Raw genomic sequence first — 14,535 nt, forward strand, 5'->3', positions numbered from 1 at the left:
GCGGTTGAAACGGGAGTTCATGACCTTGATTACCGCAATGAAAAAACGCTTGGGGCTCTGTGCATTCGCGCTGGTTTTGGGCGCTACCTACAGCTTGCCGGCACTGGCTATCGTCGAGCAGATCACGGCGGTGTTTCGCCCCGATCCGGCCAACCCAACGAGCAATAAATTCGTCAATACCACGCCGCAAAGTGGCTTGTGTCCCTGGCACGTTCCAGCCAGGTGCGAGGCGGTCAATACCTTCAGTATTCGTAACAGTTCGTTCCGGGCCTATTCCAATGGGCCGATACCGGCGTTTCCGGAGGATCCGCGCCAGAGCGCCTATTTCAAGGTGCCCTCGGCATTTCGCGATCTGCAAGTGACTCACACAGTCACCGGTCGTGCGGAGACGGTACAGATGCGCATTGCCGGTATTGGGGGACGGTGGAATGTCTCTTATCCACCGGGTGTGTCCGGCTGGGCCACGCCAGGTGTGGGCTGGAACGCTTATTGGCGAGGGGCGCCGGCACCGTGCTTGCCGATCAATTACATGGCGGCGGGACAAGCGTATGCGCTCTTTTTCTGGATCGTTCCGGAGAACGCCGGAGCCTGCAGCGTTACAAATGGTATGGAAATCGGGCGGATGAGCTACAGCACGCTTGAGTACGGCTACGAACTCAAGACACCAAACCCTCTGGGTATGGACGCTGGTACTTATGAGGGGTCCATCACTTACACCATGGGCCCGGGCGGCGATATGGATTTCGGCACCACCATGATCCCCGACGAAAACACCCTGACCTTCAACTTCATCTTGTCGGTGGAGCACGTGCTCAAGATTGACCTGCCGGCGGGCGGCAATCGCATCGAGCTGTTACCCGAAGGCGGCTGGCAAGCCTGGCTCAACCAGGGGCGGCGCCCGTCGCGGCTATGGCGTGACCAGACCTTCGCAATCTCCGCCAGCTCACGTTTCAAGATGACCCTGGAGTGCGGGCTGGTGATCGGCAACACCTGTGGCCTGCGCAACAACGACGGTGACGAAGTGCCGCTTCAAGTCGCCGTGAGCCTGCCCTATGGCTTGCGTGATCAGCATGACCAGGGTGTGAACAAACTGCCCCTGCGCCTTGACGGTGTCGGCACCGAACTGTTCCAGCCGTTGCAGTACGTGAACAACCGCGAGGGCAAGTTGCATTTCGAGGTGGGCAAGGATGACGTCGCCGACATGCTCAAGAAACCCGGCAGCACCTATTCCGGCGTGGCCACGGTGATCTGGGATTCGGAAGTCTAGGCGAGCCCGGCTCGCATATCGGCTCCCTGTGGTGGGCCGCGTTCAATCAATAAGGCGTAATCAAACATGAAACATGCAGTGTTAGGGGCTGGGCTGTTGCTGATGTCGTTGGCGGCGCAGGCCGGGCCGGCGATCAATGTCGGCGTGGTGTATGACTACCTGGAGGGCGACCGCAGTTCTTACCTCAAGCGGGTGTTCAACGGCGGCACCAGCACCGCCTTTATCAAGGTCAATGTGCTGGAAATTGTCTATAACGCCGACGGCACGTCCAGGGAAATTCCGGTGGCCTCCCTGACGGATGAGAAGGGCGCCGCCACCAGCCGCGACGGCCTGATGGCCAGCCCGGCGCGGTTGATCGTTCCGGCGGGCGGGCGCCAGGGGACGCGCTTGCTGTACATGGGCGAGCGCGACAAGGAGCGTTACTTCCGGGTGCGCTTCATCCCGGTGGTGCCGGAGAAGGAAGACGACTTCGCCGTGACCGACGCCGAGCGCGACGAGTACAAAAAAGATCTCGCCGCCGGCGTCAACGTCATGGCCGGTTACGGCACGGTGTTTTTCGTGCGGCCCAAGGACACCCGCTTCGATACGAAGGTCGTCGAGACCGCCGACCAGTACACCCTGCGCAACGCCGGCAACAGCGTGGTGGTGCTCGATGAGTTCCGGGACTGTTCAGCGGCGAAAAAAACCGACTGCGAAGCCACCACCAAGCACCACATTCTGCCGGGACGCCAATGGCAGCTCGTGAAAAAGCCCGGACGTGAATACCGCTTCCAGATGATCGAAGGCCGCGACAAAACACCGATGACGGTCAACAGCAACGGGTGATGACAATGTTCAAGCAACTGACGGTATGGGCGGGGCTGGTCGCAACGTTGTTCATCGGCGGGCCGGTACAGGCGTTTCAGGAGCGCCAGAGTTTTGATGTGTCGGTCACTATTCCGATCCACGAAGCCTATGTGCTGCCCTCCGAACCCGACTGGATGGCGCAGGACCAACTGCTGGCATGGGACCTGGCGACCTCCAGGCTCGGGCGCCTGCGCAAGAACTTCGACGTGAAAAACCTCAATGGCGGCGTAGCCGCGCGGCTGGGGGACGTGCCCTATCTGTTGAGCGGCCGCGACCGTATTGATTTGCGCGTGCTGTTCAACCGGGTGCCCCTGACCCTGGACTCGACCCAGATACTCAGCGCTGACGAGGCGGGCATGGGCCGGCGCGTCGAGCTGGAGATTGCTCCGATCGAGCCGCAGGGTGGATACCAGGGCGGGTCCTACTACGGCACGGTGCACCTGATGTTTGATTTTCTGGCGCCTTGACCGTTTGGGCTCATTTCATCGAGCTGCTGGTACTTCAGGTCGAAGGTGTTGCCGTTGTTTCATTTGGCGGTGGGGTTCTGCTGCTCAAGGTAACGCTTCCAACCTTCTCAACCGGGCTACCAGCGTACTGCGAGAGGCCAGATGAATACCGGCCTCGTCGTCCGATGTGAGCCGGTGCTGGTCCAGCTGCGTGCGGGTAGCGGGGCTCGAATAACAGGGTTGGGTAGTCTGTAAGTCAGATGACTTACCCTAATCACGTCCATGAAAGCATGGGTATCTACACTACTTTTTGGTGCGACGCCGGGCCTGTGGGAGGGGGCTTGCTCGCGAAGGCGACCTGACAGCTGAAGCTGTTATCCGTCTACATATCCATTTCTGCGGTAACGGCCACTTAGGGTTCCGCTTTTACAGCGGCTCACTTTTGAAAAGCGCAAAAGTAAGCAAAACGCTCTTGCCCCACCACTCGGCACCTCGCTTAGGCTCGGTGTGCCCGTAATCCGCCAGTGATTTGGGGGGCCGCCGCCACGCGCCATCCATGGCGCGGGGCGGCTAAACCGGCATCCCTGCCGGTTTACCCCCCAAATCCCTGTCGAATTCCGGCCAGCGTGGTTTGACGGGGCGCCTAAGATCAAGATCAAAAGCAGAGCAAGAGCAAGAGCAAGAGCAAGAGCAAGAGCAAGAGCAAGAGCAAGAGCAAGAGCAAGAGCAAGAGCAAGAGCAAGAGCAAGAGCAAGAGCGGCTCGCTTCGCATCGTGGTTAGCGTCGGCAGTGGCTACAAAAGTTGTGTAGATACCTATGCCCATGAAAGGCCAATACATAACCACTGCATCGCACTTTGCGCTGTATGTTCATTTACCGGTGCTGCTCACGCAGGCGTTCTGCTCGTCGCCTTGCAGGTATGGCATCAATAGGGGCGCCATGCCTTTGAGCACCTGCACAGGCAGCGCCGAGGTGAAGGTGAAACCCTGCGCCGAACTGCCGGGCACGAAGGCGGTGAGCGTGCCGAAGTGGCGCTCGCCGATATAAAACACAAAGGTGGCGGTGCGGTTGATTGCTTTGGAGCTGAGAATGCGCCCGCCGGCACCGATGGCTTCGATACGGTTATCGCCGGTGCCGGTCTTGCCGCCCATGGCCAACGGTGTGCCGTCGGCGTGTTTGAAACTGCCGGCGACGCGTTTGGCGGTGCCGGCATCGACCACCTGGGAGAGCGCGCCGCGCAGGGCCGTCGCCACCTCGGAAGGCATCACTCGGCGGGCGCGGTCGGGGGCATTGATCAGGCGGGTGTCATAGGGCGTACCGGCAGCAAAGTGCAGGCTGTCGATGCGCAGCACCGGAATGCGTACGCCGTCATTGAGGATGATGCCCATCAACTCGGCCAGCGCTGCCGGGCGGTCGCCGGAGCTGCCGATGGCGGTCGCCAACGATGGCACCAGATGGTCAAACGGATAACCCACGGCTTTCCAGCGCTGATGAATATCCAGAAACGCTTCGATCTCCAGCATGGTGCGGATACGCCCGTCGCGGGCGCTCTGATGGCGGCTTTTGAATAACCAGCTGTAAACCTCCTGGCGTTCGAACTGACTGGCTTTGACGATCTCGCTGAACGTCGCGTCCGGATGGTTGAGCAGGTAGCCCATCAGCCACAGGTCCAGCGGGTGCACCTTGGCGATATAGCCCTGGTCAGGCAAGTCATAGGCGCCTGGGCCGTAGCTGTCGTACAGCGTGTCGAGGCGTTTGTCGTTCAGCGTCTGCTGGCCTTTGGTTCCCGCCAGGCGCGCACGCAGGAAGCTGTTGAAACTCTCGCGGCTGGCGTCGGGCAGCAGGTATCGGTGCACGGCCGCCAGGCGGATCGGCGTGGGATGCAGACTGTCGAGGAAGGTTTCCAGGCGCGCCTGGGTGTCTTTTTTCTGGTACTTCTTCCAGAACTTGAGCAAAAAAGCGGTGCCTTCGCGGTCGGCGAATTGCGCCAGGTATTCCTGGCGGCGTGGCTCGCTGTCGTCCTTGAGCAACTGCGCGCTGTTGTTGGCGCTGCTGTAGGTGACGTAGCGCACCAGGTCGCGCATCAGGCGGATGAACGGCAGGTTGATCGACTCGCGCAGGGCATCGCGCAGGCTCGGGTTGCGGCCGTTGTCCTGGTTGCGAAAGTTATGGAAGCGGTGCAGGCCGCCACCGGTGAAAAAGCTTTCGCCGGGGCTGGCCGAATAGGTGCGGTCCAAGGCCGCTTCGAGCATGTCTGCCAAGGATTTACCGGGATTTTGCAGCAGGTAGTCCACGGCCCAACGGCTGAGGCGGTCCTGCTCGGCGACCTCGACTTTTTTCAACGCTGCTGGCGTCAATGCGCCGTAGCGCTCATGTAGCTCGGCGATGATTTGCAGGTAGGTGGTCAGCACGCGCAACTTGGCGGTAGAACCCAATTCAAGCTTGCTGCCCTCGTTGATGTCGAACGGCTGGTCGGTGTTGTCGGTCTGCACCCGCACGCGCGCGCTGTCGGCGGTGCGCTCGAACAAGGTAAAGCTGTAGCGCACCTGCGGCGTGCTGGCGGGGGTGAGCAAGCGCTCGCCCAGCAGCCCGATCTCTTTGGCATAGACCGGGTCGGCCAGTTGCTTGAGGTACGCGGTGATCTGCTCCTGCAGTCGGCCTTGCAAGGTGCTGGTGGCGGACAGGTCCAGGCGGTCGAGGTCGTACAGCGGGCGATCGAGCAGCGCGGCCAGGCGGCTGCGGGCCACGCTGATGCCTTTGTTGGCCTCGATCTTCTGGGTGGTCGGTTGTTGCTGCCAGTCGCGGTAGGTGACCTGGCTGGCCAGCGCTGCCTTCAATAATCCCGGCTCGATCACGCCCTGTTGCGCCAGCAGTCGCAGGTGACTGTCGGTCAACTGCGCCAGCTCATCGCGGCCCTTGGTCAGGTAGTGGGACGGGCGGCGCTGGGCGATCATCAGCGACAGCACTTGGCGCAACGCCAGGCCACGGGCCGCCAGGCTGGGCGCGGTGTTCGTGGTGTCGGCCAGGGCCCGGTTGACCTGGTTGAAGTCGGCGCCATACCACACCCGCAGGCCTTCGGCCATGCCGTGCACTTCGCCGTGGCCGGGCACTGCCGAAAGCGGCACGCTGTTGAGGTAGTCGCGCACCACGTTCTGCCGAGCGAGGAGGGTGTCGGGGCCGTGCTGATAGGCGCGCACACTGGCCGAGAGCATCTGGCGCAGTTTTTCGCTGCCCGACAGGGTCAGGCCGTCCGGCGAATGGCGGTACTTTTCCAACTGCGTGGCCAGGGTGCTGCCGCCCGCCGTTTGCCCCGGCAGGTGCAGCTGGCGCGCAACCTGTGACCACGCGGCCTTGGCAAAGCGCGGCCAGTCCACCGCCGGGTTGGCCTGGGCTGGCTGCGGGTCGAGCAACTCGCGGTTTTCGATAAACAGCAGGCTGCGCACCATCAACGGTGGCACGTCGCTGAACTGCGCATACAACTGCGTCGGGTAATTGAATTGATACAGCGGCGCGGCGCGGCAATCGGTGATGCTCAGCCCGGCCTGGATTTTTTCTGCGTAGGGAATAAACAGACCGTGACGGCTGTAGTTCATCAGCGCCGCGGAGAAGCGTGCCTGGGACTCGATCACGTAATTACGCTTGAGCAGGCGCGGCAGGAAGTCGCCCAGGGCGCTGTAGCCCAGGCGCTGATCGAAGGGCCCGGCGCCGGGGTACAGGATCGCATCGCTGGCTCCGGGTTCGACGCGGTAGGTCAACTGCGCGGCCCATTGGCTGAGGGTGCGAGCCTGCCAGTGAGCGCTGTGCATCTCGCGCAACACGGCAAAACCCAGGGCGAGCAGCACCAGCAGCAGGATCAGCCAGAACAGCCGGCGCCATGGCCGGGGCGGTCTGAATTTTTTCGGCAATGGGGCGGGTGACGGGCTGTCGGCTTCAGCCTTGTGCGAGTCGGTTTGCCACAGTGCGCCCATAGTCGACTGATCCATTCCTACAGATTGATCGGACTTGTCTGAAGCGTAGACGCGAATTGCCTTGCCCATGAAGTTTGTCGACGGGGCAGCACACAGCGCGTCATGGCAGGCGTTAATTGTCTAGGCCAGCGGGTCGCTCGGCGGCGGTTAGCGTTTGATTTTAACTGCCCTCAGAGTATCAACATGACCGCTTCCACCCCTCCAGCCGACTCACAGCACCTCATCACGAGCGAGCAAATCGAAACGTTGTTTCGCGAGCCGCCGTCATTGCTGGCGGTAGCGCAAGAAAGCGCCCAGGCCTACCTTGACCAGCATTTTGCTGAACACAAATGGCAGGCCGGTCTGATTTATATCGCTGCGCCCGCCGACACTGACGGTAGCCTCGTTTACCAGGCCTTGTCCGAGTGGCTGCTGCAACGCCTGGCCCTCGCCGGCCCGGTGTTGCTGGTGGCGGACTATCACGTGGTCGCCCAACGGGTGCGCGAGGTGTTTGTGGAAGGTGGCCCGAGCCTGGTTGAACTGGAGCGGCTGATCAACCGCTGCGGCGCGCTGTTGTGGAGGACCTACGTACGACGCCTGCAAGCCTGGTGGTGTGAAGAGTTGCCGGTGAACATGACGCGCTGGGGCTACCTGTCGGATGACCTGCTGACACTGCTGTATGACTCACCCAAGCCGCCGGGATACAGCGAAGAGCAATTCGCCACACTGTTCCCCAAAACCCTGCTGCATCCGATTCGTCCGGATAACGAGTGGAGCGCCCACGGCGATGCATTGCGGGTGCAGGCGGTTTACCTGGCGGGGCCGCCCGTCGAGATGCTGCCGGTGCTGGTCCTTATTCACGGACAACAGCGCTTGCTGTTCAGCCCGGCCAGTGGCCTGCACCCGCTGCGCGACGAGGACGAAATCGCTGCATGGTTGCCGGCTTTTGCTGAGGGCGCGCGCGTAGAGCAATGGTTTGCCGAGGACGTTGACAGCGATCCGTTCGACGCCCTGGCGGCGAGCTACCTGGCACGTCAACTGCGCGATATCGACCGGATTGACCGCAGCCTGGCACTTGCACCGGGGCAGCATCAGGCGTTGCTCGACTACATCACCGATCCGCGACGCTGGTTCGTCGCCAGCCTGGGCGCACGTCAGCAAGCGCTGCGCAGCGCCGTGCCGCTGTGGCTGGCCCACGCCGACGAGCAAGACAGCATCGCCTATGCGCGCCTGCTCCAGGCGCTGGTGGTGGCCCGCGAGCAAAATGGCGGAAAACAGTATCTCGACGGTATCGACTCGATCCGTCAGTTTGCCGATGACGCGCTCAAAACTTGCCTGCACGCTCAACCAGCGGCGCGCAAAGTGCTGCCTGCCGATGTTCAGCTGACCTTTAAACGGGTGATTGCCGCCGCAGTGCCGGTGCCGGGAGGTTTCATAGCGGGTGAAGTCGACCTGATCACCGTAAGCCTGACCGAACTGGCGCTGGAAAACCTGGCCGGGTTCCCTCACACCGTCACCAGCATCACGTTGAACGACGCCCCGGCGCCCGGTTGGTTGACTTACGACCTGCTCAGCGGGTGTGTGCAAACGGCTGACGTCGGCCAGGCTTACCCGGCTTTGTTGAAAAGAAAGCTGTTGGATGATCCAACCGAAAACGCTCGGCGCTTGCAGTTGTTCAAGCGCCAATTACGCGTGCAGTTGCCGATGCTGGCGTTGGAACTGAAGATCAAGGACGAGCACGGCCTGACGCTGGATGGCTTCAGGCGCGTGCAGGCTGCGCTGCAATCGCGCCTGGCCGATCGTACGGTACAGGACCAGGCAATGGCGCTGTGGCCGCTGGCGTTCAAGGCTTCGGCGGCTGCTGACGCCGATGAGGTGACCGCGCACTTCATCATTGGCCCAAGGGCCGGGCAGGCGGGCGTGCATCTGCTGTACCGGCCATTGCTCGAACCGATGTTGCAGGAGTACGCGTCGATCCACGCGTTGTTCGAGGCCATCAAGGCGCCAGGCCCATTACAGGACAGCGTGTTGACCTGGATCGCTCCGGCACGCCAGGCGGTCTACGCCAACGGCGGTTTCAATGAACCGCATATCCGTCGCTTTTTGCCTGGCGATGAGTTCGGCGTGTATGACAAACCGCCGGCGGCGCAACTGCACAAGCAGTTGGGCACGCAAGGCCCCTGCACCCTGGTGTTCAACGGCACGGCAAAGGCTCTGGTTGCCCTGGCTGACCGGCAATCGGTATCGAACGCCGAACAACGCTGGGCCCATATGAAAGAGGTAGGTTGGCTGTTGTTTGCCAGTGTCCTGCCGTTGACCAGCGGGCCGTTGCAATTGGGCGGATGGCTGGTGCAATTGGTCGACAGCCTGCAGCAGGATATTCAGGACCTGGCCAGCGACGATGAACAGGCCAGGAACAAAGCCGTTACGGATGTACTGAGCAACCTGATGGCAATTCTTGCGCACCAGGCCACGCCCCACGCCCCCCATCAGGCGCTGCAACTGGAGCACCCCGTCTTTGCGCCGTTGGCGCACGCCGAGCCCGCCGCGTCGGCGCCTGTTCGTGTCCCCGTGCCTGCAATGTTCCACACCCCGATCCGTTGGAGTAATGCGCGTAAAGACCTGACCACCGCGCAGAATGCTCGGGCACGCCGCCTGAGCCTCAGGGTTTTCTCCGGAGAATGGAGCAACGCCGAGCAAAGCGGCCCGCGCCAGGGTTTGGTCTATGACACTTCCTTTTCACCACCGCAATGGCATGCCTTGGTACGCGGGCACGTGTATCGGGTGGTGGACGAGGCCAATGCGGTGCGGGTCGTCAGCGCCGATGGCCGCGAGAAAGGTCCCTGGTTGAAATCCTTGGGTGACGGGTATTGGGATTTTGATGCGCGATTGCACTTGCCAGGGGGCAATGCCGATTCCGCGCTCGAAGCCGAACTGCAGGCACTTGAAGTGTCCGAGCCGAGCCTTGAACAGCAATATCGTGATGCTGGGCGCGCACGTGACAGGGCCGGTGCAGCCATGATCGTGGCGCGTAAGCTGGCGCGCGAATCAAAGGGCAAGGTTACCGAGGCACAGTTGGCGCAACTTGAGGAACGCTACCGCAAGGAAATGCAGAATAAGGTGACGTCCTCGCAACAAGAGCTGCAATTGCTGATGCGTTTGCGTGCGATCAAGCCACGGCCTCGGTATGAAGAAGAACTTTGTGAAGTGCTGGAATCACTGATTCTGGGCCTGCAATTACTGGATGCCGACACGCGTGAGCAGATGCTGCAGATCAATGCGCGCATCCGCCCTCTGCTCGATGTCCTGCAAGATGAGAGTGAGGACGAAGCCGGCTCCGATCTTAATCGCCAGGCCCATGCTGACTTGGACCGCAACATGCGTGAGCAAGTGGCAGCCGAGGAGGCGGCGATTCGCTGGCGCACGCTGGAAAAAACCTATATTGACCAACTCAGGGCAGTGCCGCGGCTTGGGCGCAACAAGGCCCGCGAGCTGCAAAATGACTTGGCTGCACGGCCTTCGGTCCTGGATTTGCAAGCGTTGCAAGTGACCACACTGTGGGGCATCACCATTGATATCGAAGGCCCACCGCTGGAGGCGGAGTTTTTTGACAGCTTGAACCAGGTGATCAATCGTGCCCGCTGGGCCAGCCGCTCCCTGGCGGACCTGGAGCATCTTTCCATCGCGCGGGAAGAACGTGTAGAAGTGCTCAAAAGCCTGGGGCGCATCTATGCGCTCACCGACGACCACATTCAGTTCTGGCGCGCCATGGCGCCGGACACCTTTGACTTGGCCAATCTGCAAAAACTCCAGACGTTGCTGTCTGGCCTGCACCGTCAGGTTGAGGAGCAACTGGCTGACCTGCTGGACACCGCCCCCGGCGTGGTGTCGGTCAAGGCAGAGGCAGCAGGCTCGCGGCAAAAAAAGATCATCCGCACGCGCAACCGCGATGTGTATGTGGCCCGGGTCAAAGGCCCGACCGGCACCGCAGAGCTGGTGGACGACAAGGGCAGTGTGATCGCCACCTTCACCGAGGCCGACGACGGCGTATGGGAAGCGGTGGAACCGCCGGCCAAACCCCGTACGGCCAACCCGCAACTGGGAGCGCTGGTGAACAAGGGCCTGCGGCTGTTGGCAGGCGTCGACAACGCGATTGCGAAGGTGCAAGGCATGTCGGACAGGTGTGAGCCCGAATCCCTGCAAGCCCTGTTGGCGGCGCAAGCCAACAGTCGGCGCATGGTGGCGGCGGATATCGACAGAAAATTACGCAGCCTGGACGTTTCACGGCTGGCCGCCACCCAGCAGGCCAACGCCAGGGTGCGGGCCAGCGACTTGCGGGCCGCGGCGACGCGCCTGGAGGCGGCGGGTGTCGAGGCGCGTGTCCGGGCCAGCAAACTCAAGCTGACGCGGGCCGAAGATGTCGATTTCCTGCACGCGCTCAATGAGGTGCGCATCCAGCGACAAGGTGCCCGCGTACGCCTCAAGGGTAAAACCGTGGATTTTCTGCAAGTCTATGTTGTGCAGGATGCGCAAACGGCGCAGCCGCTGTGTTACGCGCACTTTCACTATGGAACCCGCCTGGGCCCGGACGATCACTACACCGCCGCCCACATCAAAAGCCCCGAGCAGCAGCGCTTGGGGCGCCAGGCCCAGGCCGAAGCTGAAGCCCAGGCGTTCGCCCGCATGCGCAGCGGCCAGACCGGGCGCGTGCAGCAAACCCTGGACATCGACCGTGCGAGCATTTCCCGGCTGCTGGCCAGACGTTTGTTTTTCAGTGTGGACTGAACGGCACGCCGGCTCCCACATTTGAACGGCCTCGGGGTGCAGAACCGCGCCATCATGTGCTTGCCCCCAGGTGTCCCGATCCTGACCGGTTATGCAATACTCTGCGCCGTTTTGCGCCGGGAAGGCCGATCTAGACGCTTGGTGCTTGCACCGTCCAAGCGGTTTTTCTCGGGGCTTATCGCCAAATTTCCTTGTTTATTGAGTGAAAAGACCTGACGTTAGCTTTTTATACTGCACGCCCGCTGACCTGTGCGCGTGAGTCGCACCAGGCGGATTTGCCCATGAGGCGAGTTCGGTCCAGCCGGTGTATCAGCCCATCCGCGGATACGCCCAGGCTCGGTGGCTAAATCCAATAACAAAATGAGGTTGTATTCCTATGCCTGTCGGCAAACCACTGCCCCCTGGCGAGACCGCTCAAGGCGGCCCGCTCAAACGCGAACTCGGCGAACGGCATATCCGCCTGATGGCGCTCGGCGCGTGTATCGGTGTGGGGCTGTTCCTGGGATCGGCCAAGGCCATCGAAATGGCCGGCCCGGCGATCATGCTCTCCTACATCATTGGCGGCCTGGCGATCCTGGTAATCATGCGCGCCCTCGGAGAGATGGCCGTGCACAACCCGGTGGCCGGTTCGTTCAGCCGCTATGCGCAGGATTACCTCGGTCCATTGGCAGGCTTTCTCACCGGGTGGAACTACTGGTTCCTGTGGCTGGTGACCTGCGTCGCAGAAATTACCGCGGTGGCGGTGTACATGGGGGTCTGGTTCCCCGATACGCCACGCTGGATCTGGGCACTGGCGGCGCTGATCAGCATGGGCACCATCAACCTGATCGCGGTCAAGGCGTTCGGTGAGTTCGAGTTCTGGTTCGCGCTGATCAAGATCGTCACCATCATTGCAATGGTGATCGGCGGCGTCGGTATCATCGCCTTCGGTTTCGGCAATGACGGCGTGGCGTTGGGCATTTCCAACCTGTGGACCCATGGCGGCTTCATGCCCAATGGTGTGCAGGGCGTGTTGATGTCCCTGCAAATGGTGATGTTCGCCTACCTGGGCGTCGAGATGATCGGCCTTACCGCCGGTGAAGCGCGTAACCCGCAGAAGACCATTCCCAGCGCCATCGGCTCGGTGTTCTGGCGCATCCTGCTGTTCTACGTGGGCGCGCTGTTCGTGATCCTGTCGATCTACCCGTGGAATGAAATCGGCACCCAGGGCAGCCCGTTCGTGATGACCTTCGAGCGTCTGGGCATCAAGACTGCCGCGGGTATCATCAACTTCGTGGTGATCACCGCCGCGCTGTCGTCCTGCAACGGCGGCATCTTCAGCACCGGGCGTATGCTCTACAGCCTGGCGCAGAACGGCCAGGCGCCGGCGACGTTCGGCACCACCTCCAGTAACGGCGTGCCACGCAAGGCCTTGCTGTTGTCGATCTTTGCCTTGTTATTGGGCGTACTGCTCAACTACCTGGTGCCGGACCAGGTGTTCGTATGGGTGACCTCCATCGCCACCTTCGGCGCGATCTGGACCTGGCTGATGATCCTGCTGGCCCAGCTCAAATTCCGCAAAGGCCTGAGCCCGGCGGAGCAGGCGGGCCTCAAGTACCGCATGTGGCTGTACCCGGTCAGCTCCTACCTGGCGCTGGCGTTCCTGGTGCTGGTGGTGGGCCTGATGGCGTACTTCCCGGAGACCCGTGTGGCGCTGTATGTCGGGCCTGCGTTCCTGGTGCTGTTGACCGTGTTGTACTACGTATTCAAGTTGCAGCCCGCCGTCGCCAATAGCAGCGCGACCCGCTCCGTTTAAATGTGCGGGCTTGCCTGCGATAGCGGTGGTTCAGTTGCAGATTAATTGACTGGCCCGCAGCCTTCGCGAGCAAGCCCGCTCCCACAGGGGATCTGTGCCGGGCGTTGATCCTGTGGGCAATACACGACCAATGTGGGAGCTGGCTTGCCTGCGAAAGCGGTGGTTCAGTTGCCATCCTGGTGTCCGGCGGCGTCGCTAACTATGTAGTCGTGACGACGGCGCGGCTGGCGTAGCGTTGGTCCAGGCGCTTGTTCAGGTCCAGCCATGCCGCCAATAAGCCCATCAACACAGCGCCCGCCAAGGCCGTGGATAACTTGATCGCCAGGCTGTCGCCGGCCATGGCATTGAGCATGTCGGCCAGTGGCGCCAGCACCACGCCCAGGCAAAACACTTCCAGGGAGTAACGCCCCATTCTCGCCAATTGCAGGGCCAGCCACTGCTGCGTCCAGCCGACGTCGGGGAGCAATTTGGCGGTGACGTAGGCCAATGCCAGGAAGTGCAGCAGGCGCACCGGCGACAGATCGGTCTTGCTGATGGGGTACAGCCATTCGCCAATCACGCGTGGCATCCAGGCGTCATGCACCTCGGGCCAGCGCCACGACAGGGTGATCACACAAGTCACCAACACGTAGAGCGCAGCGGCCACGAACAAGGGTTGGCGCAGCACCGGCCGCGCTTCGGCGCGGCTGGGTGAGCGCAACGCGGCTGCGCCGCCGAGGATGAACAAGCATTGCCAGGTGATGGGGTTGAAGTACCACACTCCGCCGTTGCTCGCGGGAAAATTCCAGCCCTGCCAGGGCGCCAGCAGGTACACCGCCACCGAGATCGCCACCATCACGTTGGGCACATACACCAGCAGTGGCAGGGTGAGCGGCAGGCTCAGAATCAGCACGATGTACAACGGCAACGGGTCGGTGAGGTTGGGCTTGAAGCGCAGCAGCAACTCATCCATCAAGGCCTGCTGGGTATTGCTGAGAAAATAACCCAGGCCCATTTCCTGCACCAGGTCGCGAGTCTCGATATGGCTGTTGGCGAAAATCACGATGCCCATCAACAGCGCCAACAGGAAAATATGCGCCACGTAGAGTGTCCACACCCGACGCAGGATTTTCAGGCAGGCGAAGAGATAGCCCTCGCGCTGCAGAATCTTGCCGTAGGCCAGCACGGCTGCGTAGCCGGCCAGGAACACGAAGATTTCCGCGGCATCACTGAACCCGAAGTTCTGCACGGTGATGTTGGCGAGGGGGTTGTGAGGCACGTGATCCCAGAAAATGAAGATCAACGCCAAGCCCCGAAAAAAGTCGATGCGCGGGTCGCGTCCGTTCAGCATGGCAGCGGGCTCTTGAACAAGTAGTTGAATGACGAAATGTGAGCGCGGGCGTCGCCGCACGTCGGGCGGGCGCAGGTTGGCGGTATTTGTAAGCAATTGCAAAGGCTGGGTATTACTGA

Annotated in this window: 7 protein-coding genes; 5 read left to right on the top strand and 2 right to left on the bottom strand. The window is 61.6% G+C overall.

Annotated elements, in window-relative coordinates; all coding sequences use genetic code 11:
• The first annotated feature begins 19 nt into the window (after positions 1-19).
• The 3 genes from ACP7CZ_RS04505 to ACP7CZ_RS04515 all read left to right on the top strand — a co-directional run bounded on the left by ACP7CZ_RS04505 (position 20) and on the right by ACP7CZ_RS04515 (position 2,580).
• The gene (locus ACP7CZ_RS04505; RefSeq protein WP_054922508.1) at positions 20-1,267 is read left to right on the top strand and encodes a hypothetical protein; all 1,248 of its coding nucleotides are present in this window, start codon (positions 20-22) and stop codon (positions 1,265-1,267) included.
• A gap of 66 nt (positions 1,268-1,333) precedes the next feature.
• A complete protein-coding gene (locus ACP7CZ_RS04510) occupies positions 1,334-2,092 on the top strand; it encodes a molecular chaperone (protein ID WP_294164129.1) in 759 nt (252 codons plus the stop codon).
• Positions 2,093-2,097: 5 nt separating this feature from the next.
• Positions 2,098-2,580, top strand: a complete 483-nt coding sequence (locus tag ACP7CZ_RS04515; protein WP_054922516.1) for a CS1 type fimbrial major subunit — start codon at positions 2,098-2,100, stop codon at positions 2,578-2,580.
• 848 nt (positions 2,581-3,428) lie between these two features.
• Here ACP7CZ_RS04515 and ACP7CZ_RS04520 read toward each other — a convergent pair.
• Positions 3,429-6,527, bottom strand: a complete 3,099-nt coding sequence (locus tag ACP7CZ_RS04520; RefSeq protein WP_294164130.1) for a transglycosylase domain-containing protein — start codon at positions 6,525-6,527, stop codon at positions 3,429-3,431.
• Positions 6,528-6,710: 183 nt separating this feature from the next.
• Between ACP7CZ_RS04520 and ACP7CZ_RS04525 the strand changes: the two genes are divergently transcribed.
• Together ACP7CZ_RS04525 and ACP7CZ_RS04530 are read left to right on the top strand one after the other, a co-directional pair.
• Positions 6,711-11,291 (top strand): hypothetical protein, encoded by a 4,581-nt coding sequence (locus tag ACP7CZ_RS04525; protein WP_294164132.1) that lies wholly within the window; start codon positions 6,711-6,713, stop codon positions 11,289-11,291.
• A 376-nt stretch (positions 11,292-11,667) separates the two neighbouring features.
• Positions 11,668-13,086 (top strand): amino acid permease, encoded by a 1,419-nt coding sequence (locus ACP7CZ_RS04530; RefSeq protein WP_054897689.1) that lies wholly within the window; start codon positions 11,668-11,670, stop codon positions 13,084-13,086.
• Positions 13,087-13,285: 199 nt separating this feature from the next.
• On the opposite strand, the gene ACP7CZ_RS04535 is transcribed toward ACP7CZ_RS04530, so the two are convergent.
• Complete coding sequence (locus ACP7CZ_RS04535) at positions 13,286-14,416, bottom strand: OpgC family protein (RefSeq protein ID WP_294164137.1); 1,131 nt, start codon at positions 14,414-14,416, stop codon at positions 13,286-13,288.
• Between the last annotated feature and the right edge of the window lie 119 nt (positions 14,417-14,535).

Source organism: Pseudomonas sp. DWP2-2 (genome assembly GCF_049897065.1).
In the GTDB taxonomy this organism is placed as follows: Bacteria; Pseudomonadota; Gammaproteobacteria; order Pseudomonadales; family Pseudomonadaceae; genus Aquipseudomonas; species Aquipseudomonas paracarnis.

What these genes read in the sequence shown, in the direction of transcription:
- ACP7CZ_RS04505 (WP_054922508.1), top strand. Translation starts at nt 20, where the DNA reads ATGACCTTGATTACCGCAATGAAAAAACGCTTGGGGCTCTGTGCATTC.
- ACP7CZ_RS04510 (WP_294164129.1), top strand. Translation starts at nt 1,334, where the DNA reads ATGAAACATGCAGTGTTAGGGGCTGGGCTGTTGCTGATGTCGTTGGCG.
- ACP7CZ_RS04515 (WP_054922516.1), top strand. Translation starts at nt 2,098, where the DNA reads ATGTTCAAGCAACTGACGGTATGGGCGGGGCTGGTCGCAACGTTGTTC.
- ACP7CZ_RS04520 (WP_294164130.1), bottom strand. Translation starts at nt 6,527, where the DNA reads ATGGGCGCACTGTGGCAAACCGACTCGCACAAGGCTGAAGCCGACAGC.
- ACP7CZ_RS04525 (WP_294164132.1), top strand. Translation starts at nt 6,711, where the DNA reads ATGACCGCTTCCACCCCTCCAGCCGACTCACAGCACCTCATCACGAGC.
- ACP7CZ_RS04530 (WP_054897689.1), top strand. Translation starts at nt 11,668, where the DNA reads ATGCCTGTCGGCAAACCACTGCCCCCTGGCGAGACCGCTCAAGGCGGC.
- ACP7CZ_RS04535 (WP_294164137.1), bottom strand. Translation starts at nt 14,416, where the DNA reads ATGCTGAACGGACGCGACCCGCGCATCGACTTTTTTCGGGGCTTGGCG.